The sequence below is a fragment of the Flavobacterium luteum genome, from assembly GCF_008806775.1.
Lineage (GTDB): Bacteria > Bacteroidota > Bacteroidia > Flavobacteriales > Flavobacteriaceae > Flavobacterium > Flavobacterium luteum.
Map to the genome: position 1 here is coordinate 116,185 of NZ_WAEM01000002.1, position 22,896 is coordinate 139,080.

The window sequence follows — 22,896 nt, forward strand, 5'->3', positions numbered from 1 at the left end:
ATTTAATGAAATGTTTTAGCCAATAAAAAAGCCATTTAAAATAAAAGAAACTTTACCTTATTGTTAAAAAAATCAACCTGAACGAAAAAATAATTCAAAAAAATCAAATATAATATTATTAATTTGTTTTTTATTTTAATTTTGTTGCAAAATATAACTAAACGATTATGACAAAAAATGTATTTTTTTATTTCTTTTTCTTTTTGTTTTCAGCTTTAAGCCAACAAGGATACGCACAAGAAAGGATAATAGCTGGAACCGTAACTTCCAAATCAGATAAATTACCACTGCCGGGGGTAAGTGTTACTATTAAAGGCAGCAAACTTGGTGTTTCTACTGATTTTGATGGTAAATATTCCATTAAAGTTAAAGATAACGAAGCGGTTTTAATATTTAGTTCTATTGGATACAAAAAAATTGAAATAAAAGTTCTCAATAAAACTTCTATTAATGTTGCTCTTGAAGAAAGTGCAGAAGAATTGAATGAGGTAAAAATTACTACTGGTTACGAAACAACTTCAAAAAGAACGTTTACAGGAGCAAGTAGTAAAATTTCTGAAAAAGATTTAAAGGTAGAAGGTGTAGTTGATGTAAGTAGAATGATAGAAGGTAAAGCTGCTGGAGTTACAGTACAAAACGTTAGTGGTACTTTCGGAGCTGCTCCTAAAATAGTAGTACGTGGTTCTTCTTCTATTTTTGGAGATACGAAACCGCTTTGGGTAATTGATGGAATTGTACAAGAAGACATTGTTAATCTTTCGTTTGCCGATTTAGCTTCTGGAAATTCAGAAACTTTATTAGGATCTTCGGTAGCAGGATTAAATGCAAATGATATTTTGAGTATTGAAATTCTTAAAGATGCATCCGCTACTGCTATTTACGGTTCACGATCTTTAAATGGAGTGGTAGTAGTAACTACTAAAAAAGGAAAGAAAGAAACTCCATTAAGTATTAATTATTCTTATGAACAAGCTTTGAGAACTATACCGAATTATAGTCAATATAATATTTTGAACTCTCAAGAAACAATGGTTATTCTAAAAGAATTAGAATCAAAAGGGTTTCTAGAACTACCTACGATAGCTCAAGGCAGATATGGCGGTGTGTACAATATACTTGCTAAAGAATTAAATAGATATGATGAGACTTCTGGGCAATTTGGAGTGAGAAACGATCCTGCAAGTAAAAATAGATTTTTAAGAAAATACGAATTGGCGAATACGGATTGGTTTAAAGTATTGTTTAGACCGTCTATATCTCAGAATCATTCCTTAAGTTTTTCTGGTGGTGGAAAAAACAACAGTTATTTTGCTTCTTTAGGATATTATAGTGACCCAGGTTGGACTATTGCTGATAATGTTAAAAGGATTACTGCCGACTTAAAAAACACTTTTTTTATTAATGATAAACTTAATTTAACGCTTCAAACCCAAGCTTCTGTTAGAGACCAAGGCGCTCCAGGAACTTATGATAGTCAAAGAGATAACGTTACAGGAAGTACAACAAGAGATTTTGACATTAATCCGTTTAATTACGTTCTAAACACTAACCGTGCACTAAGGCCTTATGATGAAAATGGAAATTTAGAATTTTATAGAAATAACTGGGCTCCAATAAACATAATCAACGAATTAAAGAATAATTATATTGAGATACAAGTTAAAGATATAAAGTTTCAAGCTGACTTGAGTTACAAAATTAGTCCTGCATTAACCTATAATTTTACAGCTTCTTCAAGGTATGCAAATACCATAAGAGAGCATAATATCCTTGAGAATTCTAATGTTGTTGGAGCTTATAATGCAGATGAAACTACTATTGTTAGAGATGCAAACATTTTTTTATATAGAGATCCAGATAATATTACAAAACCACCTGTGTCTGTCTTGCCAAGTGGAGGCATTTTAAGAAAATTTACAAATGCTTTGACCTCTTATAATATAAGAAATAGTTTTAGTTATAAAAAAACACTAAAAGAGTTGCACGAATTAGATGCTTTATTTGGTCAAGAGTTACGATCTGTTGACAGAAGTAGTGATAATTTTACAGCATTCGGGTTGCAATACGATAGAGGTTTAACCTCCTTTACCGATCCTAAAATTTTGGCAAAATTACTTGAGGGTGGAAATTCTTATTTTGGAGTTAATGAGGAGAGAGAAAGAACTGTAGGTTTTTTTAGTAAAATTGGCTATACCTATGACCGAAGATATACTGGGTCTATAACTGGAAGATATGATGGGTCTAACAGACAAGGAAATACAAATTCCTCAAGATGGTTGCCTACCTACACTTTTAGTGGGAAGTGGAATGCAAGCGAAGAAGAATTCATAAAAAAAATTGAGACTATTAGCACTTTAGGATTTAGAGCTTCATACGGTCTTACTGCTACAGCAGGTCCTGCTACTAATTCATTAGCAATTTATCAAAGTTTTATTACCGATAGATTAAATTTAGGAGATCGAGAAAACGGCTTAAACATTCAGGATTTACAAAACAATGATTTAACTTGGGAAAAACAATTTGAAACCAATATAGGTATGGATTTAGGATTGTTTGACAATAGATTGCAGTTAACAACGGATGTTTATAGCCGAAAGGCGTTTGATTTAGTGGATGTAATTACTACATCAGGCATAGGTGGACAAAGTTCTAAACTAGGCAATAACGCCAATATGGAAACTAAAGGATTGGAACTTTCTATCACCACGCAAAATTTAAAAAACACTGCTGTAAAATGGTCTACTACATTCACTGCTTCTGTATTCAAACAAGAAATTACAAATTTACAAAATCAGCCAAGTGTGTTAGGACTAGTTGATGGTACTGGAGGAAATACAGTAGGAAGACCTAGAAATTCGTTATATTCTTTTCAATTTACTGGCCTTAACTCTCAAGGGATTCCTACTTTTGTTATGGCTGATGGCGTTGTTGACAATGTAGGTGGTGCCAATTTTCAAGACAGTGAGGACATAACCAAATATTTAAAATATGAAGGGTCTATAGAGCCTAACAAGTCAGCAGGTATATCAAACACATTTACGTATAAAAACTGGAATTTAAATATATTCATAGTAGCCTCTGGCGGAAATAAAATTAGATTAAACCCCGTATATTCTTCTCAATACAATGACTTGACAGTATTTACTAAAGAATTTAAAAACCGTTGGTTAAACCCTGGAGACGAAAACTACACTTCTATTCCTGTAATTGCAGATCAAGCTTTAATAAGAAATTACAGTTCTACTGGAACCGATTTGGGAATAGCCTACAACACTTATAATTATTCTGATGCAAGAGTAGCAGATGGTGCTTTTGTTAGGCTTAAAAACATTTCCTTAGGTTATGAATTCCCTAAAGATTTCAAGAAAAAACTTGGAGTGTCTTCTTTCAACTTTAAATTAGTGAGTACAAACCCGTTATTGATTTATTCAGACAAAAAACTAAACGGTCAAGACCCAGAATTTTTTAGATCAGGTGGCGTTTCGCTACCAATAACAAGTCAGTATACATTTGTAATAAATTTATCAATTTAAAAAACATGAAAACTATAAAATTAACCTTCTATTTTTTGATTGCTATAGGATTTAGTAGTTGTGAAGATTTTCTTTCGGAAATTCCTGATAATAGAACTCAAATAAATACACCAGAAAAAATTTCAGAACTTTTGGTGAATGCCTATCCAGCAGCAAATTACATGGAGTTTACAGAAACAATGACGGATAACGTTTTTGATAGTGGTGACAAGACCCTTACAACACTATTCAATACTCAAAATTACAATTGGGATGTACCTATAAGAGTAGATTTTGACACACCTGCTAGCTATTGGGAAGCCTGTTACAAAGCTATAGCGCATGCCAATCAAGCATTAGCGTCTATAAAAGAATTAGGAGATACGAAAGAATTGGAACCCCAAAAAGGAGAAGCATTATTATGTCGCGCTTATGCTCATTTTATGCTCGTTTCACTTTGGTCTAAACCCTATAATCCAGCAACTGCTGCTGCTGATTTAGGAATTCCTTATGTACTTGAACCTGAAACAATCTTACTAAAAAAATACAAACGCAATACGGTTGCCGAAGTTTTTAATTTTATAGAAAAAGACTTAGAAGAAGGATTGAAATATGTAACAAATGATTATAAGCACCAAAAATTTCATTTTAATAAATCAGCGGCAAATTGTTTTGCAAGTAGGTTTTATTTAGTAAAAGGAGAATGGGATAAAGTCATTTCAGTTTCAACAGAATTGGGATCAAATCCCGTAAATAAATTAAGAGATTACCAATCGTATCTTGATGTTGATTTTAGAACAAGACAAATAAACTACAGTAGTGCTGATGAAGGAACTAATCTATTACTTGCTTCTGTAAACAGTGTATATTTTAGAAGTTTTTATTCTAATAGATATCAGTTAACTGGTGCAGATGAAGGTGAAATATTAGGCAGCCAAACCAATGTTTTTGGTAAAGATTGGTTGTATCAAACCCTATCATATAATGGAAATATAACCAATTTCATTCCTAAATATTTTGAATATTTTAAAATTACCAATGCTAATGCAGGTATCGGAGAGCCTTATAATACTCTAGTTTTATTGAGTAACGATGAGTTTTTCTTAAACAGAATTGAGGCACATATCATGACCAATCAATTTGATTTGGCAAATGTTGAATTGCAATACTTTATTGGCACTAGAACCGATGGGTATGACCCTGATAACGATATTATTACCGAAGAATTAATTCTTGACCAATATCCTGTAATTGTAAATGAGTTTACTCCTTTTTATGGGCTAACTCCTAAACAAGCCTCTTATATCAAAGCGTTGGCCGATGTAAGAAAAAGAGATTTTCTTCATGAAGGTTTGCGTTGGTTTGATATTAGACGTTTTGATTTGAAAATTACACACCGCTTTTTTGATGCTCCACCTAATATTTTACAAAAAGGAGATAAAAGACGCGTGTTACAAATACCCTTAGCAGCTAGTAATCAAGGAATAGAAAAAAACCCAAGATAATTTATTAAATTACTTTTAAATATTATGAAAACAAAAAATAATTTATTTAAAATCGTCACAATACTGCTAATTTCAGTAATGATTAGTTGTTCAAGTGATGACAAACTAACAAGCAGTCAGTTGCCGGATTCTAATCCTGAAAATTCAGCATTAGATAATTGGATAGATACCAATTATGTAAATCCGTATAATATTGCAGTATATTACTCTTGGAATCAGAATAAGGTAGATAACAATCGTTTTTTATTTCCACCTTTTCAAAACAAAGTACAACCTGTTTTAGAAATTGTTAAAACAATATGGCTAGACAGTTATACCGAACTTGGTGGTCCTGATTTTGTAAAAAAAATTGCTCCTAGAGAAATAGTCCTTGTTGGAGGAATTAATTTGAACACCACAGGAACCGTTACCCTAGGATTAGCAGAGGCGGGACAACGTATTACTTTATTTGAAACCGATAACGTTAACAAAAAAGACAGAGAAAATGTTCAACGATTTATAGCAACTATTCAACATGAGTATATTCATATCTTAAATCAAACGAAACCATTTAACGAACAGGCTTTTGAAAAAATAACACCTGCAGGTTATACAACAAACTGGTACGCAACACCAATAGAACAAGCTAGAGAAGAAGGCTTTATAACCGATTATGCTAGAGCCAGCGTTATTGAAGATTTTGCCGAAATGGCTTCTATAATGCTAACCTATTCAAAAGACGAATATCAAAATATACTGGATAGTATTGTTAGCGACAAAGCCTATTTTGATATTAAAGCTAAAGAAGCATTGGTTGTAAGTTATTTCAAGCAAGCATTTAATATCGATTTTTATGCTTTAAGAGATGCTGCAGAGAGAAATACGGATAAAGTTGTAAACGATTAATTAAATCTTGTGCTAAAATAGCACTGCAAATAAAAAATAAATGAAAATGAAAAATTTAATAAAGCTCATTCTAATTCTAATAATTACATTGCAATTTGTTGGCTGTGAGAACAAGGAGGACATCACTGTATTTGATCAAAACGCAACTGAAAGATTAAATACCCGTACTAAAGAATTATCAGACATTCTACTTTCCTCAGAATATGGTTGGAAAGCAGTGTATTTTACTGACAGTACTCAACTAGGTGGTTTTACGCATTTATTCAAATTTAAAGATTTGAAAAATGTAGACATGGCTTCTGATTTTGATGAAGACACTTCTATAAGTAGTAGTGAATATAAATTAGAATTAGGAAGTACTGTAAGTTTATTGTTTACAACAAGAAATAGAATACATCTCCTTTCAGATTCTGACAATTATCCAACAGCCGAATTAAGAGGACAAGGATATAAGGGTGATTTCCAGTTTTTGTATTATGGGCAAGAAAATGGCGAAATTATTTTCAGAACCAATAGAAGTTTTGAAGAATTGCGTTTTGTAAAGGCTACCGCACAAGATTGGGGCGATTTAGCAAAAAACACAACTATACGTGCAAATTTAACTGGCACAATAGATTCCTCCCTGTTTAAATTCTTAGAAACAAATGATGGAAATACTATTGAAAAATTCGATTTCAATTATGATGTTCCTTCACGTTTTGCAGATGCCACTCCTATTGATGTTTCATCAGATGAAACTAAATCTTTCGCAATTGCTTATACTCCAACTGGAATTATTGTAAAACCAGCCCTAACGGTCAACGGTCAAAAATTATCTGTTTTTACATATGATTCAGAAACTAAAAACTTTGTAGCAACTGGAACAGGTGGTGTTTCTGCAATAATTGGCAGCACCAATATTCCTCCGCTTTTAACAGATGATTATAAAGATTTATTGTCTGGAAATCCAGAAACAGGATTTGGATATATTGCAGAATACCTTGAGGGAGCATCATCAAACTCACCTCTGTTTGAATCTATTATTAATGAAATAAATGCAGGACTTCCTCCTGGCGTAGCAATTGATAGAGTTCAATTTATTTTTAATGATGGTCCCTTCAATTATGTAGCATATACATTTACTGGAGGAAAGAAGGCAATATTACATCTCTTTACAACAACTGAAGATGAAATAAACAAGGCAATAATTTTTACACCTGGAGCATGGCAAGAAAATGGCAAAACAATTGCTGCTCCCGCTTTTTTAAAAAATTTAGACGATCAAATAATGAATTCATCTGGTCTTTATGTTAAAAAAGAAAACTTTAATATCGCTTTTTCTAATGATATTTATACTTTTACAAGTACAACAACACCATTTAGAATAACCACTTATTCGTTTCAATAAATAAATAAATTTTCAAAAAAGGTTGTCTTTTCAAGGCAACCTTTTTTATTAAATATAGTTTCAGTTATTTGTATTTTATTTTAAAATATGTTAAAAAACAACTTTTCTGATTTTAAATATGAAAGTGGTACTGACGAAGCAGGACGTGGTTGTCTTGCTGGTCCTGTAACAGCCGCAGTGGTTGTTCTTCCACCAGATTTTCAGAATGAATTATTAAATGACTCCAAGCAATTATCTGAAAAAATAAGAGAAAAATTAAAATCAATTATCAAAGAACAATCACTTTCGTATGCTATAACACATTTGTTCCCGAAGGAGATTGACGAAATTAACATTCTAAATGCTTCGATGAAAGCCATGCAAGAATGTATTTTGAAATTAAACCCAAAGCCTGAATTTATTATCGTAGATGGAAACCGTTCCTTGAATGCCAAATTGGGATTAGTAAGCGTTTTTGGAAAACAGTTTTCAAAAAATGAAATCAAAATTTTAAAGTCAATTCCCAACCAAAGTATTATTAATGGGGATTCAAAATATTTAAGTATTGCCGCAGCTTCGGTTTTAGCAAAAACGGAGCGAGATGCTTACATGAATACTATTCACGAGGAATTCCCTATGTATAATTGGAAACAAAATAAAGGCTATCCAACAAAAGAGCATCGTGAAGCAATACGAATACATGGTGTAACTAAATACCACAGGATGACGTTTCGCTTGCTGCCAGAACAATTGAATTTAGATTTAGAATTTTAAATTTTGGATTTCCGCCTCAAACAATTCAGAAAAATGTTTTAAAATTTTAGCTTTCACTTCGGCTTCATCCACTTTCTCAACACCGAGCTCAACGTTTAAAGAAGTAACAGCTTTACCTCGAATACCACAGGGAATAATATTATCGAAATAACCCAAATCGACATTGACGTTTAAGGCAAAACCGTGCATCGTTACCCAACGTGAAGCCCGAACACCCATAGCGCAAATTTTACGTGCAAATGGAGTTCCTACTCCCAGCCAAACTCCAGTTTCTCCCTCGCTTCTGCCACATACTAATCCGTATTCTTGCAAAGTCAATATAATTGCTTCCTCTAAAAATCGCAAATACTTGTGTATATCTGTAAAAAAATTTTCTAAATCTAATATAGGATATCCCACTATTTGCCCTGGTCCGTGATAAGTAATGTCTCCTCCACGATTAATTTTGTAGAAAGTTGCTCCTTTAGCTTCCAGTTGCTTTTCGTTTAATAATAGATTTTCTAAATCGCCACTTTTACCTAAAGTATACACATGAGGATGTTCTACTAAAAGTAGGAAGTTAGGAGTTGGAAGATGGGAGTTTGAATTTCGGTTTTTAATTTTTATCTCGACAACTTCTTTAAAAAGTGATTCTTGATACTCCCAAGTCGCTTTATAGTCTTTTAAACCTAAATCTTGAAGTTGTACTATTTTGTTCATTTTATAAAGAGACAAAGGTTTTAGGTTTCAAAGGTACAAAGGTTTTAGATTGTAGCCATCAATTTTTATATACCAAAATTACATTTCAAATTTACTGTTTCTTACTTTTCAACTTTGAGCCTTTGTCCCTTTGCAACTTTATAACTTATAACCTATCTTTGCACTCTTAAAATTAGAATACATGGCCTTATCCGAACAAGAAATCTTACGTAGAGAAGCACTTACAGAATTACGAAATTTAGGTATTGAACCTTATCCAGCAGCCGAATTTACAACTACAGCTTATTCTAACGAAATACTTGCTAATTTCGAAAAATTCGAGGGTAAAGAAGTTGTTTTAGCGGGAAGATTGATGGGAAAACGCATCATGGGAAAAGCTTCATTTGCAGAATTGAAGGATGCTGAAGGTCGAATTCAAGTATATGTTTCTAGAGATGATATTTCTACTGACGAGGAGAAAACCATGTATAATGTGGTTTTCAAAAAGCTATTAGACATCGGCGATTTTATAGGAGTTCGAGGTACCGTTTTTAAAACGCAAGTAGGCGAAATTTCCGTTCATATTTATGGTTTAACCGTTTTGGCGAAAGCTTTAAAACCGCTCCCAGTTGTAAAAATTGATGCTGAAGGTAAAGCACATGATGCTTTTTCAGATCCTGAACAAAGATACCGTCGTCGCTATGTAGATTTGACTGTAAACGACCATGTGAAAGAAACGTTTATCAAGAGAACAAAATTGTTCAATTCGATGCGATCCTTTTTTAATAATAAAGGCTATTTAGAAGTTGAAACTCCTGTTTTGCAACCCATTCCTGGTGGTGCTGCCGCTAGACCTTTTATTACCCATCACAACTCGCTTGACATTCCGCTTTATATGCGAATTGCGAACGAATTGTATCTAAAAAGATTGATTGTAGGTGGTTTTGATGGAGTGTATGAGTTTTCGAAAAACTTCCGTAACGAAGGAATGGACAGAACGCACAACCCAGAGTTTACCGCAATGGAAATATATGTAGCCTACAAAGACTACAACTGGATGATGAACTTTACCGAAAATTTGTTAGAGCATTGCGCTATTGGCGTAAACGGAACTAGTGAAGCTACTTTTGGGGAGCATAAAATTAATTTTAAAGCACCTTATGCCCGTGTTACCATGACCGATTCTATCAAACACTTTACGGGTTTTGATATTTCAGGAAAATCTGAATCTGAATTATATGATGCTGCAAAAGGCATGGGAATTGATGTTGACAAAACCATGGGAAAAGGAAAATTGATTGATGAGATTTTTGGAGCCAAATGCGAAGGAAATTATATTCAACCTACATTTATTACCGACTATCCTAAGGAAATGTCACCATTGTGTAAACAACACCGTAACAATCCAGAACTTACAGAACGTTTTGAATTGATGGTTTGTGGCAAAGAGGTAGCCAACGCCTATTCTGAATTGAATGACCCAATTGATCAAAGAGAACGTTTCGAAGACCAAATGCGTTTAGCTGAAAAAGGCGATGATGAAGCTAACGGAACAATAGATGAAGATTTCCTAAGAGCTCTCGAATACGGAATGCCACCAACATCTGGATTAGGAATTGGAATGGATCGTTTAATGATGTTTTTGACAAATAATTCATCTATTCAGGAAGTCTTATTCTTTCCGCAAATGCGACCAGAGAAAAAACAAGTTCAAATTGAGTTGGAAGATGAAGAAAAAGTTATTGTCGCAATTTTGCAAGAAAATAATAATCTTATGGAATTTGGTTTGCTAAAAATCAAATCAGAATTGAGCGGCAAAAAATGGGACAAAGCCATGAAGAATCTATCTGCATTAGGAATGACAGAAGTAGTAGTTAATGGTGATATTAAGGCGTGCCGATTGAAAGAGTAAATAAAACATTAATTATAGTTCCAAATAATAGATACCGATTATTAGATAAAAATAGAATCAAAGCAATTATGAGGATGATTTTTTTACTATTCAAAGATAAATTGTGAAATAAAATTGGCGAAGTTTTCATACTATTTTTTTATCTTAGCTTGTAAGAATTCCGTTTTGCTCTAACAATGCTAAAAGATAGATGTTTTGATTGGGATCGTATTTTTCTACACCACTTTCATACCATTTTTCTATAGTGTTAATCTGAATATCGGTATAACCATCAGCATCTATTTTCATTCCTAAAATTCCAGCTAGAAGAAATTCTTCTAAAACTTTGCTTGTAACAATTTTATCGGGAATTCCGTTAGTGACAAAACCATTACAATTCTCATATTCTATTCGGCCATTTGTAAAGCCAGAAGTAAATGCTAAACTTGCTTTTTTGCAATTTAGTAATTGTACAAATGGATTTAAACCATTTTCATATCCTTCAAAATAATCTTTCCTATATACTTGATTGAAAATATCGTCCATAATGTTCTACTTTTTTAAAGATTACTTGACAAAATTATGCGCTAAATTTTTATTAAAAAATTAAAATCGTTTAAATGAAAGAAAACTCTTTGAACATCAATTATTAACAAATTTCATGTTGTTTGTCGATGGAAAAACGCTCATGAATCGCACCTATTAGGTTGATTTTTTAATAAAATGATATTATGCTATTATTTTAATATTAGTTATTATCTTGATTTATTAAATCTATATTTGCTTTTAGAAGAAAACAATGATGAAAATTATACTTACAGGTGCGACCGGAGTTTTAGGCTCTCATATAATGTATGAAATCTTAGAACTTTTAATACTTGAAAAAACAGAAGGGAAATTATTTCTTATTGCTAGAAACAAAGGAAAAAAATCAGCGCTTGATAGAATAAACGAATTGTTGTCAAGCAATTACACTCCTACATTAATTAAAGAACAAGGTTTAGAAAAATTGCATTCATACATAAAAATAATTGACTCTGATTTAGAATCACTTAATGCCGATTTTACAGAAGAAATTAGAGGTTCATATTTCATTCATTCTTCTGGATTCGTAAATTTATCAACTGATGAGAGTCAAAAAAAAGTAATTTTTGATGAAAACACTAAAATCACTAAAGCTCTTTTTACAACTTTTCATCCATTTATCAAAAAATTTATTTATATCGGAACTGCTTTTTCATCAGGAATACGAAAAGGATTAATTAAAAATGATTTTCATAATTTAGATTTCAAACCAGAACATCGTAATGCTTACGAAGCTGCCAAATTTCACTCTGAGAATTATATTGCTAGCGAATGTAACAAACTTGGCCTGCCATTTCAAATTTTGAGACCAAGTGTTATAGGTGGAAAAATGTTAGGCATTGAAAATCGATATTTCATTCCAAAATATATGGTTTTTTATCTTTTAGCTAAGTTTTTTTACTTTAATACTCTTCGAAAAGTTGAACAAGAAAACGTGCGTTTTATTGTTAATGACGACACTGTTTTAAATGTTGTTCCATTAGACTATGTTGCAAAAGTCATTGTAAATGTTTTTGAAAGAAATGATATTGAACAACTCAACATTGTGCATGAAAAAAGCTATAACATGTCTAATGGATTGCAAGTAATACTGAAAGAAGTTGGCTATACTAATTTTACGTTAATACAAAATCCTCTAGAATTCAAGTATAAAAATACTATCGAAAAACTGTATTACGAAAGTATTGGCAAGCATTTAAACCCATACTTCACTTCAGAACCTAATGAATATGATACTACTTTACTAAGTTCAATCCTTGAAATTCCCAGATTAGACCAAGAAGAATTTACCAATATGATTCGGCATGCAAAAAATCAGAATTTTAAAGATATTAATGTGTAAATTCAATAGTTAAAACTGGTATCCTAATTTCATTTATTGCCTTTTTATAACATAAAAGTTGTTTGTAAATATCTTTTTTTAAGTTTTCAAAATAAGAAGTTGTTGCTAATAAATTTTCGTAATAAGCAATTCCGTCCAATATATTATTTTTGAAAGCATTCCATTTTTTTACCTGTCCAGCGGTCAAATCAGCAGTCGCTCCACTAATTTCGTTCTTCAAATAGTCAATATACATTTTCAATTCTTTTACAAAAAGATTTGGACGATCGGTATCGGTCATCACATTAGCGTTTCCATATATATGTTGCACCATTTCAGAAAGCGAAACTTCCTTGTCAAAATAAGCCATGTTTGGTCCAGGACAAATTACCACTCCTTGTGACTGACCTTTAATCATAATGTCGTTCTCTAAATAAGAAGCATTGGCAAGACCCACGCAAAGACATGCTTTTTCAGTAATGCTAAATTTAATTTTTTCGAAAGTTGAAACTGACAAAGTGTTTTTTATTTCGTTAAGTTCATTCAATTTCGCATCCTGATATTTCTTCGAAGAAGTACAGATTCCTTCTGCTCCAAATTCTTTGCTTAGTGCTAAAAACCGTTTCGGGCAAGAACTTCCTGCCTGGTTATTTTCGATACGTTTTTGTTTGAACATTTCGTTAGATGTACCTCTCAAAGTATTAAATGGCACTCCTAATGGAGAAATATTACTCAAATACAAATCGTTTTCTTTGGCTTTAATCAATAATTCCCGTGTTTCTTTATCAACAGATGTAGCTTCAGGAACCAAAAGAAATGGAGTTCCCCAACCCACAGAATCTAAATTGTAGTATTCTAGTAAAAAATCATGTTCCTCTGCAGTTCCCACTCCGCCTTGTACAGTAATTTTTAATTCTAATGGTGTTGTAGGAATTGGTTTTCCTTTTTGCATCAAAGCTTTTATCATTAAGCCATGTGCTGAATCAATTAATTGGTCTTTTTTATCTTTGAATTCTTGTAAAATGGGACCTAATAAAAACCCATCAGTTGCAAATGCATGTCCACCACAATTTAAGCCGGATTCTATTCGGTATTCCGATACCCAAAGACCTTTTTTAGCTAAAAAATTCCCCTGTATCATCGCCGATCTAAAATCGCTAACCTTTAATATGATTTTCTTTTTTAACTTACTACTTGAATCTGGAAAAAAAGCATCAAAGTTTTCAAAATAACTAAATAACCTAGGATTCATTCCCGCTGAAAGCACAACCGAAGAAGTTAAGTTACTATTAGCAAAACCACGAAGTGCCGCATGAGCATCGTTAAACTCAACTGGTAATTGCTCAATCTTTATAAAATTATCTTTGTCAAGTTTAGTCATAATATTAACATCTATATCTCCTGGATTTAGATGATTGTCTAGAAAGTTTCTTATATTTTCTTTGAAAACAATTCCTTCATGCAGTATGTTTTGCAACCCTTTTTTTACATCTGATTTATTAGGCAACATAGCAATATAGCTTTCTAACGCCAATTTACTTTCGGAAAGTTCGTTTTTGAAGCTTTCGAATTTTTCGTTTACAATTTTATCAACCAAATTCAAATAGGAAGTAATTCGTTCTGCACGATAATCGTGAATTTTTTGAGTAATTTCTTGATAAGGAACATCAAATTTTTCGCTATAAAAAGCTCTCATTTTTTCAATAAGCTCATCATCGGCGATAGAAATCACTGAGGAAATTCCGTACTTTGCGACTCTAATCGGGCTGTCTATTGTATATGCCAATCCCATAACTGGAATATGAAAAGTATGTAATGATTTATTAGTCATCTTTTTATGATTAATTAAAATAAATTACAAATTTGAAAAAATCAGATGGTTTAAAACCTGATAAATATCATATTGCCTTTACTATGAAACAAAAAATCAATATTTGTGTATTTATAATCTTAAATAAAAAGGGGATTACACGTTTTTGTATTATTTTTGTATTGTTATTTTTCATTTTAGAAAAAAAAATATTTCTAAAATTTATTTAACTTAAGAATTCCTTTTAATACAACACGATGAAAAGTCTTAAAGAGCAAATAATAGAATTAAAGAAAAAGAAAAATGTCGTTATTTTAGCACATTATTACCAAGAGGCTGATATTCAAGATGTAGCTGATTATGTTGGTGATAGCTTAGGATTGTCGATAGAGGCCGCTAAAACCGATGCCGATATTATTCTTTTTGCTGGGGTACATTTCATGGCCGAAACCGCTAAAATATTAAATCCAACTAAGAAAGTAATTCTTCCAGATTTAAAAGCAGGTTGCTCATTGGCAGAATCATGCCCTCCTGACTTATTCAAGAAATTTACTGACGCACATCCCGACCATATTGTTATTACTTATGTAAATTGTTCGGCTGAAATTAAAGCATTAAGTGATATTGTTTGCACCTCATCTAATGCTATAAAAATTGTTGAGTCTGTGCCAAAAGACACGCCAATAATATTTGCTCCAGATAAAAATTTAGGTAAATACATTATCAGTAAAACCGGAAGAGATATGTTACTATGGGATGGATCTTGTGTGGTTCATGAAGCATTTTCATTAGATAAATTAATTGCTGTTTACAAAGAACATCCCGATGCAAAAATTATAGCACATCCTGAATCAGAAACTCATATTTTAGAGACAGCTGCCTATATAGGTTCTACTTCGGGAATGATTGATTATGTAAAAACCAATCCCAATCATAAATTTATTGTTGCTACCGAAGCTGGAATTTTACATAAAATGCAACAAGAAGTGCCTCATAAAATATTAATTCCTGCACCAGCTAAAGAGAACAACACTTGTGCCTGTAGCGAATGTGGGTATATGAAAATGAATACCTTACAAAAACTTTACAATTGCTTATTGCACGAAACACCTGAGATTACTGTTCCTGAAAACATCAGAAAAAGAGCCTTAGTACCTATTAAACGCATGTTAGAATTATCTAAATAATGATAAAAACCAATTATTTAATTATAGGTTCAGGAGTAGCTGGATTGACGTTTGCCATAAAAATTGCAGAGCAGTTCCCAAACAAGAAAATCACTATTATTACAAAATCGAATGCGGGCGAATCCAATACAAAATACGCTCAAGGTGGTATTGCAATTGTGACTGACAAGATAGAAGATTCTTATCAAAAACATATTGAAGATACCCTAATTTGTGGTGACGGATTATGCAATGAAGAAGTGGTGAAAATGGTTGTAACTGAAGGACCAAAACGATTAAAAGAACTTATAGAATGGGGTGCCAAATTTGATAAAAATACTAAAGGAACTTTAGATTTAGGAAAAGAAGGAGGGCATTCAGAAAATCGTGTGGTACATCATAAAGACCAGACTGGACAGGAAATACAACGCGCTATTTTAGATCAAGTTAGCCATAAAGAAAATATTACTGTTTTAGATCATTATTTTGCTCTTGATTTAATAACTGACAACAATTGTTGTTACGGAGCGTATGCTTTGAATGAGAAAACCAATGAAATCTTAACTTATAAGTCAGATTTTACACTGCTTGCTACTGGCGGAATAGGGCATCTTTACGGACATACCACTAATCCGATTATTGCTACTGGTGACGGAATTGCAATGGCGTATCGCGCTCATGCTACTATAAAAGACATGGAGTTTATTCAGTTTCATCCAACGGCATTATACGAAAACAAGTCTGGCTCTTCTTCGTTTTTAATTTCAGAAGCAGTTAGAGGTTTTGGAGCCTATTTACGCACCAAAAACGGACATCGTTTTATGCTTGATTATGATTCTCGAGGAGATTTAGCCTCTAGAGATATTGTTTCACAAAGTATTGATTTAGAGCTTAAAAAATCAGGAGACGATTGTGTATATTTGGATTGTACTCATTTGAATTTAGAGGAATTTATGAAACATTTTCCAATGATTTACAAACGTTGTAAAAATGTTGGAATAGATATTGCAAAAGATTGGATCCCAGTTGTTCCAGCTCAACATTATCTCTGTGGAGGAATTGTAGTTGACAAAAACGGAAAAACATCAATAGACAATTTATTTGCTTGCGGAGAATGTTCTCAAACTGGACTTCACGGAGCCAATCGACTAGCATCCAATTCTTTACTAGAAGCTTTGGTATATTCAGATAAGATTTATGAGTATTTAGCGCATCAACCTATAAATGAAAGCAATTCAAAAATTACTGTTTCAGACTGGGAAAGAATTGAAAAACCAATGATTGATCCTAAGTATATTTCTGAATTTAAATCGAAATTGCAACTCCTAATGAGACAAAATGCCGGAATTGTTAGAAACGATGCTGACTTGCTTAAAGCTAAAGATCAACTCTCTAAATGGCAAATTGAAATAGATTCTATTTGTAGAAACTACCAGATTACTAAAGCCAGTTATGAATTAAAAAATATGATTGCCATTGGAACACTTATTGTACAACAATCTATTGAAAGAAATGAAAACCGTGGTGGATTTGTAAAAATCAATATCTAACTGCCCATTTGAAATAAACTAAAAATAATAAATTTTTGTTAACATTTAAACCTTTAAAACTTAAAAAGGTCTTATTATTAAAACTTAAAAAATATTTATTATGAAAAAATTATTTGTTTTGGCATTATTAATAGTTGGTATTACTATAATAGCGCAAGAAGAAAACAGAAATCAGCAAGGAAATGAAATGGGACAATTTTCTCCTGAACAACAAATCCAATTAATGTTGAAAAAAATGACACTAGAATTGGATTTGAATGATTCTCAACAGAAAGAAGTGAGTGCCATTATTTCGGAAAAAATAGCAAAAAAAGAAGCAATGAAGGCCGAAATGAAATCAAAAAAAGATAAAGAGGTTAAACTTACTAATGACGAACGATTTGCAATGCAAATGAAAATGTTGGACGAACAAATTGCTACTAAAAAAAGAATGGAAAAAATTCTGAATGCAAAACAATTTGAAAAATGGGCTTCATTAAAGGAAGACCATCAACAGAATCGTCAAGGTAAATCTAAAGGGAAACCTCAAAGTAAAAGACAAGATTAAATAGGTTATTTATTGGAACTTCCGGCTGGTACCGGAAGTTTTTTTTCTCACCCCGCCCCTTCCCAAAGGAGAGAAAGAAGGAAGCTTTTGCTTCTAAAATGTTTTCGATACTTTATCAATAGCTTGAATGGTAAAATCTAAATCTTCATATGTTAAAGCATCAGTTATAAACCATGTCTCATATGCAGAAGGTGCAATATAAATTCCTTCATTCAATAATCCGTGAAAGAATTTTTTAAAAGTTTCATTGTCTCCCCTAGCAGCACTTTGAAAATCAACAACATACGATTCATCAAAATGAACAGAAATCATTGAGCCTACTCTATTTATTGTAAAAGTTACTTTATTTTCAGTTAACACTTTTCGGATACCGTTTTCTAAATAAGCCGTTTTATCTTCTAATCTCTGAAAAACAGCAGCATCATTATTTAATGCCTGCAACATGGCCAACCCTGCTGCCATAGCCAAAGGATTCCCTGACAATGTTCCTGCTTGATATACTGGACCAATAGGAGCTAAATAATTCATAATTGCTGAACTAGCAGCAAATGCACCCACTGGAAGTCCTCCACCAATTACTTTTCCGAAGCAAACAATGTCGGCCTTAATGTTATATAATTCCTGAACACCGCCTTTAGCCAAACGAAACCCCGTCATGACTTCATCAAAAATCAATAAAATATCATTAGCAGTACATAATTGTCGCAATCCTTCTAAAAACCCATCTTTTGGAGGAATACATCCCATATTTCCCGCAACGGGCTCTATAATAATTGCTGCAATTTCATTTTTATTCGCTTCAATTAATTGAGCAACATTTTCTAAATCATTATAACGAGCTAATAAAGTATCTTTTGCAGTTCCTGCTGTAACTCCCGGACTATTTGGAGTTCCAAAGGTAACCGCTCCGCTGCCAGCCTGAATCAAAAATGAATCGGAATGTCCATGATAGCAACCTGCAAATTTTATGATTTTATCTTTTTTTGTAAATCCACGAGCCAAACGAATCGCACTCATACACGCTTCTGTACCTGAATTTACAAAACGTATCTTATCAATATTAGGTACCATAGCAACTACTAAAGCTGCAATCTCAGTCTCTAAAGCTGTAGGCATTCCGAAAGAAGTTCCTAATTTAGCACGACTAATTACCGATTCTACAACCGGTTCAAAAGCATGACCTAAAACCATTGGTCCCCAAGAATTAATATAATCTATCAATCGGTTTCCGTCCTCATCATAAAGATAAGCCCCTTTAGCACTTTTGACGAAAATGGGAGTGCCACCCACTGCTTTAAAGGCACGAACAGGAGAGTTTACACCTCCGGGAATTACTTTTTCAGCCTCAGCAAAAAGCTGACTGCTTCTTTTATATAACATATAATTATTTGATTATAAGATTTTGTCCAATTGAGATAGTATTTTCGCCTATATTGTTCTTTTTCTTTAAATCCTCAATAGTTAAATTGAATTTTTTTGAAATAGAATATAAAGTATCTCCTTGACTAACTTGATATAAATCAGATTTTAACGAAATCTGGTCTTTGGTATTGATTGGAATATATTCAGTTCCTAAAACTTCTGAATCGTATTTGCTTAACTGATACCGTTCTATAATTCCGATTAATTTTTCAGGATATTTAGGGTCTGTGGCATAACCTGCTTTTTTTAACCCTATCGCCCATTGTTTATAGTCGTCTTTTTCTAAATCAAACAGAGGTAAATACCAAGCTCTACTTGTTAAAAACAAAGCATGATCTTTATAGGATTCGCTAGGCAATTCATATTTCCTAAAACACTCTTGAGCCGAATCATCATCATACTTAACGCTTGGTCCTGTCCATTCTTTATGACATTTAATACCAAAATGGTTGTTGGCTAATGAGCTTAAAGGTCCCGTTCCAGCACCCGATTCAAGAATACCTTGACCTAAAATGATGCTTGACGGAATACCATACTGCTTCATATTACTTTTGGCAACATCCTTATATTTTGAAATATAGTCTAAAACCATAGCCGTTGTCACTTTTACTCGTGTGGTAGCTTCTAGAATTTCTGACTGTGAATTCTGATTTGTATTTTGGTTAGTTGTAGTGGGTTTAGTTGTTGAAGGCTTTGCAGTACTTTCATTTTTTGTATAAACTGGCTTCTTAGGTGTATTTACAACTACTGCAGTTGGTTTTTTATATGGAGGCTTGGTTGTTCTAACTATTGGTTGTTGTTGTGTAGAACATCCAACAATCATAATAACAAAAAGAAAAATTATAATTTTATTAATCATGATACTGAATTAATGGTAAATTTTTATTTTTTAATTTAATATTCATTCCTTGGTTTCCTTGAATTCCTCCAGTATGAATGACTAAAATATTAGAATTTACAGGAAAAAATCCTTTTTTTATTAAATCGAAAACGCCATAAAGCATTTTTCCTGTATAAATGGAATCCAATGGAATTTTAGTTTGTTTGTAAAATGTATTTATAAACGCAACTAACTCATCATTTATTTTACCGTAACCTTCAAAATGATAATCGGAAATTAAATCCCATCTATTATTCTTTGCAAATTTACAAATTTCATCTTTCAAAAAATCGCTTTTTAAAGCAGGGAATCCTAAAACTTTTTGATGCTCACTAGTACTATTTATAATTCCCGAAATTGTCCCTCCAGTTCCAACTGAACAACAAATATAATCAAATGCATTATCATCTTCATTCAAAATTTCCTGACATCCTTTAATCGCTAATTCATTGGTACCGCCTTCGGGAATAAGATAAAAATCACCATGTTTTTCTTTTAAATTTTCGATAAAATCAGGCTCCGATTTTTTTCTGTAGATTTCTCTTGAAACAAACTCAAATTGCATACCACAATTTCGGGCAAATGATAACGTTGGGTTTTCATTAACTTTATATTCGAGTTCATCACCTCTAATAATTCCTATAGATTGAAAACCATTTTTTTTTGCAGCATAAGCCACAGCGGCAATATGATTAGAAAAGGCACCCCCAAAAGTGAGTAGTTTGGTTTGGTTTTCACCTTTTGCTTGAAGAATATTGTATTTTAATTTTCGGAATTTATTTCCTGAAACTATTGGATGAATCAAATCTTCCCTTTTTATATAAACGGTACAATTAGATGAAAAAGGAAATTCTATCTTTTGATTGATGGATTGCATAACGCAAAATTAAGTAATTAAGGAGGATATATTTCAAAAAAAATCTCCCTTTCGAGGAGATTTGATTTCAAATTTATGGTATAGTTATTTTTTGGAAATAATGATTTTTTTTGTAATTACTAGATTGTCCTTGGTATTCAATTTTACAACATAAACACCGTCACTAAAAGATGAAGATGTGAAAGCATATCGATTATTAGAACCTAATTGTTTCGTATTGAAGATTAATTTTCCTGAAATATCATAAATGGAACATGTTTTTAAATCCAATAATTTTGGATTATCAATCGTTAACAATTCAGAATCATTATCTTGAAAAACCATACAACTTTTAATATTAGACAAATCTTCTGTGCTTAAAGATGCGTTTTTAAATGTAATTTCAAATCGGTCTTCTGAACCGCTATCTAAAGTTACTTCGTAATACCCATTTTTTATATCGTGGTAAAGACCTGTTACTTTGTCATAAACGTAGATCTCATCTGTTAAATCAAAATTTAGCAAACTTCCTACCATAAATTTAAATGACGTTCTTGCTTTACATTTAACTGCAAAAGGAATTCTTTTCTCGACATCAAAAGGCAAAGTACTTATAACATACTCGTTTTTATTGTCTAAAGGAAAATAAGTATCACTTGCTAAATTTTTATCGGCAGATTTTGCATCTTTCCCTATATCATAACCATCGGTTGCGTTTGGATTAAAAGCCAAAACCATTTGCTTAACAAAATCATTATTTACTATAGAGTGAATTTTTATTTGAGGTAATCCTTTTTTTGAATGTTTGCTATAATCTATTCCAGCTACATTTGGTATTTCATCCCAAAAATCACTTGGCTTTGAACCTCTATGAAATTGTGAATTATTAGCTACACCCTCTTTTCTAAAAACCCGATACGAATTTTTCATCACTGCTGTACCACCTAATGTACTACCATCAATCATAAAACCTTGACCAATTGGAGAAAACATTCTTGTGTAAGTTCCTCCAGTAGTATTTGCTGATGGTGGAGAAAGATTAATTGTTCCGTCTCCATTATAATAAACCCAAGTTGCTGCTGAATACGTTCCAACATCTAAAATTGGATCTAATCCATTCGCAATATAAACGCCATAACCTCCTCTATAGGCAACTAATACATGAGAATTAACACTTGGGTCGTGTTCCCAGAAATAAGCAGCTCCTGAAATAACTCCCGTTCCAACACTATTTTCATGTAAAAACATATTTAAATTAATAGCCGATGGATAAGGATTCCCGGTTAATGTAAGTAGCCCACCAGCACCCACAGTTATGTTGATATTACCATCATTAGGTTTACCTCTAAAATCATACCGTTGTTTAGATCCTGGATTATTTTGAATTCCTGTCCCTGAAGGCAATCCTGATAGAAGTCTACCATCTAATACGGTTGTATTGTCCGAACCACCAATTCCTTTCATTGTAAAACCTACGCCAGCTTGAATGGTTGAAGCCGAGCCAACTTGAACCCAACCAGAATAGGAATTTTTCGATAGAAAATTAAAAACCCAACGTGAAGCGATAGATAAACTTGTGTCTGTTGCTAGTCCGTCTAAAGTAGGTATGAGCGTTGCTGGAGCACTTGCTGTTAGATCAGTTGGTCTATTTAACATTGAAACTCCAAAAAGTCCATTTCCTGGACCAGCCAAATCTCCAATGGGAGAACACCAATAATTATAAGCATAATTATTCTCAGTTCCTTCTTGAAAAACCGATAATTTTCCTGTTCCTTGATTTGTTGAAACACCAGTTGTGCCTTGTAAAAATTGTGATTCATTTCTAAAGTAAATGTTTCCAGTATTTTGAATATTTACATCTTGATTCACATAAACATAGTTATCTGCAACATACATATAGCTATTAGGACTTACATAAAGCTGTGAAATTATTGTTTGTGATGCAAATAATAAAAATATATAAGAAATAAGTTTTTTCATAATTATGCTATATGCCACAAAGTTAGCAAAAAAAATATGTAGATTTTATTATTTTTAAACAAATCGATACTTTTGTTTATTCATCCATAAAATTTGTATTTCATCTGATTTTTAAGATTTTACAAACATAATTATGCAAGAAAAAGATTATAAAAAAGTCTCGTAATA

At 32.4% G+C, this 22,896-nt stretch carries 17 protein-coding genes; 10 read left to right on the plus strand and 7 right to left on the minus strand.

The window, feature by feature from the left end:
- Nucleotides 1-167: 167 nt before the first annotated feature.
- The 5 genes from F6464_RS04320 to F6464_RS04340 all read left to right on the plus strand — a co-directional run bounded on the left by F6464_RS04320 (nt 168) and on the right by F6464_RS04340 (nt 8,042).
- On the plus strand, nt 168-3,533 hold the full coding sequence (locus tag F6464_RS04320; protein WP_151106579.1) for a SusC/RagA family TonB-linked outer membrane protein: 3,366 nt from the start codon (nt 168-170) through the stop codon (nt 3,531-3,533).
- Between the two features lie 5 nt (nt 3,534-3,538).
- Nucleotides 3,539-5,017, plus strand: a complete 1,479-nt coding sequence (locus F6464_RS04325) for a RagB/SusD family nutrient uptake outer membrane protein (protein WP_151106580.1) — start codon at nt 3,539-3,541, stop codon at nt 5,015-5,017.
- Nucleotides 5,018-5,041: 24 nt separating this feature from the next.
- On the plus strand, nt 5,042-5,902 hold the full coding sequence (locus tag F6464_RS04330) for a zinc-binding metallopeptidase (protein WP_151106581.1): 861 nt from the start codon (nt 5,042-5,044) through the stop codon (nt 5,900-5,902).
- A 46-nt stretch (nt 5,903-5,948) separates the two neighbouring features.
- Nucleotides 5,949-7,289, plus strand: coding sequence for a DUF4302 domain-containing protein (locus tag F6464_RS04335; protein WP_317132229.1), 1,341 nt, complete (start codon nt 5,949-5,951; stop codon nt 7,287-7,289).
- 87 nt (nt 7,290-7,376) lie between these two features.
- The gene (locus F6464_RS04340) at nt 7,377-8,042 is read left to right on the plus strand and encodes a ribonuclease HII (RefSeq protein ID WP_151106583.1); all 666 of its coding nucleotides are present in this window, start codon (nt 7,377-7,379) and stop codon (nt 8,040-8,042) included.
- Here the strand turns inward: F6464_RS04340 and lipB are convergent.
- Nucleotides 8,031-8,741 (minus strand): lipoyl(octanoyl) transferase LipB, encoded by a 711-nt coding sequence (gene lipB / locus F6464_RS04345; RefSeq protein WP_151106584.1) that lies wholly within the window; start codon nt 8,739-8,741, stop codon nt 8,031-8,033. The two genes, F6464_RS04340 and lipB, sit on opposite strands and share 12 nt — an antisense overlap.
- A 181-nt stretch (nt 8,742-8,922) precedes the next feature.
- Here lipB and lysS point away from each other — a divergent pair, with 181 nt between their 5' ends.
- Entirely contained in the window at nt 8,923-10,632 is a 1,710-nt protein-coding gene (lysS, locus tag F6464_RS04350) for a lysine--tRNA ligase (protein ID WP_151106585.1), read from the plus strand.
- Nucleotides 10,633-10,776: 144 nt separating this feature from the next.
- Here the strand turns inward: lysS and F6464_RS04355 are convergent, their stop codons facing one another.
- Entirely contained in the window at nt 10,777-11,157 is a 381-nt protein-coding gene (locus F6464_RS04355) for a hypothetical protein (RefSeq protein ID WP_151106586.1), read from the minus strand.
- 253 nt (nt 11,158-11,410) lie between these two features.
- Here F6464_RS04355 and F6464_RS04360 point away from each other — a divergent pair, with 253 nt between their 5' ends.
- On the plus strand, nt 11,411-12,538 hold the full coding sequence (locus tag F6464_RS04360) for an SDR family oxidoreductase (protein ID WP_225318029.1): 1,128 nt from the start codon (nt 11,411-11,413) through the stop codon (nt 12,536-12,538).
- Here F6464_RS04360 and F6464_RS04365 read toward each other — a convergent pair.
- Nucleotides 12,528-14,348 (minus strand): hypothetical protein, encoded by a 1,821-nt coding sequence (locus F6464_RS04365; protein ID WP_151106588.1) that lies wholly within the window; start codon nt 14,346-14,348, stop codon nt 12,528-12,530. The two genes, F6464_RS04360 and F6464_RS04365, sit on opposite strands and share 11 nt — an antisense overlap.
- A 236-nt stretch (nt 14,349-14,584) precedes the next feature.
- Here F6464_RS04365 and nadA point away from each other — a divergent pair, with 236 nt between their 5' ends.
- The 3 genes from nadA (at nt 14,585) to F6464_RS04380 (ending at nt 17,590) form a co-directional block, all read left to right on the plus strand.
- Entirely contained in the window at nt 14,585-15,514 is a 930-nt protein-coding gene (nadA, locus tag F6464_RS04370) for a quinolinate synthase NadA (RefSeq protein ID WP_151106589.1), read from the plus strand.
- The gene (nadB, locus tag F6464_RS04375; protein WP_151106590.1) at nt 15,514-17,043 is read left to right on the plus strand and encodes an L-aspartate oxidase; all 1,530 of its coding nucleotides are present in this window, start codon (nt 15,514-15,516) and stop codon (nt 17,041-17,043) included. Before nadA ends, nadB begins: the two co-directional genes overlap by 1 nt.
- Nucleotides 17,044-17,143: 100 nt before the next feature.
- Entirely contained in the window at nt 17,144-17,590 is a 447-nt protein-coding gene (locus tag F6464_RS04380) for a hypothetical protein (RefSeq protein ID WP_151106591.1), read from the plus strand.
- Between the two features lie 93 nt (nt 17,591-17,683).
- Here F6464_RS04380 and hemL read toward each other — a convergent pair whose 3' ends face one another.
- The 4 genes from hemL to F6464_RS04400 all read right to left on the minus strand — a co-directional run bounded on the left by hemL (nt 17,684) and on the right by F6464_RS04400 (nt 22,728).
- Entirely contained in the window at nt 17,684-18,970 is a 1,287-nt protein-coding gene (gene hemL / locus F6464_RS04385; RefSeq protein ID WP_151106592.1) for a glutamate-1-semialdehyde 2,1-aminomutase, read from the minus strand.
- 4 nt (nt 18,971-18,974) lie between these two features.
- Complete coding sequence (locus F6464_RS04390) at nt 18,975-19,871, minus strand: glucosaminidase domain-containing protein (RefSeq protein ID WP_151106593.1); 897 nt, start codon at nt 19,869-19,871, stop codon at nt 18,975-18,977.
- Entirely contained in the window at nt 19,864-20,769 is a 906-nt protein-coding gene (locus tag F6464_RS04395; RefSeq protein WP_151106594.1) for a 1-aminocyclopropane-1-carboxylate deaminase/D-cysteine desulfhydrase, read from the minus strand. The genes F6464_RS04390 and F6464_RS04395 overlap by 8 nt, the downstream gene beginning before the upstream one ends.
- An 84-nt stretch (nt 20,770-20,853) precedes the next feature.
- Nucleotides 20,854-22,728 (minus strand): T9SS sorting signal type C domain-containing protein, encoded by a 1,875-nt coding sequence (locus tag F6464_RS04400; protein ID WP_151106595.1) that lies wholly within the window; start codon nt 22,726-22,728, stop codon nt 20,854-20,856.
- Nucleotides 22,729-22,896 lie beyond the last annotated feature (168 nt).

What these genes read in the sequence shown, in the direction of transcription:
- F6464_RS04320 (WP_151106579.1), top strand. Translation starts at nt 168, where the DNA reads ATGACAAAAAATGTATTTTTTTATTTCTTTTTCTTTTTGTTTTCAGCT.
- F6464_RS04325 (WP_151106580.1), top strand. Translation starts at nt 3,539, where the DNA reads ATGAAAACTATAAAATTAACCTTCTATTTTTTGATTGCTATAGGATTT.
- F6464_RS04330 (WP_151106581.1), top strand. Translation starts at nt 5,042, where the DNA reads ATGAAAACAAAAAATAATTTATTTAAAATCGTCACAATACTGCTAATT.
- F6464_RS04335 (WP_317132229.1), top strand. Translation starts at nt 5,949, where the DNA reads ATGAAAAATTTAATAAAGCTCATTCTAATTCTAATAATTACATTGCAA.
- F6464_RS04340 (WP_151106583.1), top strand. Translation starts at nt 7,377, where the DNA reads ATGTTAAAAAACAACTTTTCTGATTTTAAATATGAAAGTGGTACTGAC.
- lipB (WP_151106584.1), bottom strand. Translation starts at nt 8,741, where the DNA reads ATGAACAAAATAGTACAACTTCAAGATTTAGGTTTAAAAGACTATAAA.
- lysS (WP_151106585.1), top strand. Translation starts at nt 8,923, where the DNA reads ATGGCCTTATCCGAACAAGAAATCTTACGTAGAGAAGCACTTACAGAA.
- F6464_RS04355 (WP_151106586.1), bottom strand. Translation starts at nt 11,157, where the DNA reads ATGGACGATATTTTCAATCAAGTATATAGGAAAGATTATTTTGAAGGA.
- F6464_RS04360 (WP_225318029.1), top strand. Translation starts at nt 11,411, where the DNA reads ATGATGAAAATTATACTTACAGGTGCGACCGGAGTTTTAGGCTCTCAT.
- F6464_RS04365 (WP_151106588.1), bottom strand. Translation starts at nt 14,348, where the DNA reads ATGACTAATAAATCATTACATACTTTTCATATTCCAGTTATGGGATTG.
- nadA (WP_151106589.1), top strand. Translation starts at nt 14,585, where the DNA reads ATGAAAAGTCTTAAAGAGCAAATAATAGAATTAAAGAAAAAGAAAAAT.
- nadB (WP_151106590.1), top strand. Translation starts at nt 15,514, where the DNA reads ATGATAAAAACCAATTATTTAATTATAGGTTCAGGAGTAGCTGGATTG.
- F6464_RS04380 (WP_151106591.1), top strand. Translation starts at nt 17,144, where the DNA reads ATGAAAAAATTATTTGTTTTGGCATTATTAATAGTTGGTATTACTATA.
- hemL (WP_151106592.1), bottom strand. Translation starts at nt 18,970, where the DNA reads ATGTTATATAAAAGAAGCAGTCAGCTTTTTGCTGAGGCTGAAAAAGTA.
- F6464_RS04390 (WP_151106593.1), bottom strand. Translation starts at nt 19,871, where the DNA reads ATGATTAATAAAATTATAATTTTTCTTTTTGTTATTATGATTGTTGGA.
- F6464_RS04395 (WP_151106594.1), bottom strand. Translation starts at nt 20,769, where the DNA reads ATGCAATCCATCAATCAAAAGATAGAATTTCCTTTTTCATCTAATTGT.
- F6464_RS04400 (WP_151106595.1), bottom strand. Translation starts at nt 22,728, where the DNA reads ATGAAAAAACTTATTTCTTATATATTTTTATTATTTGCATCACAAACA.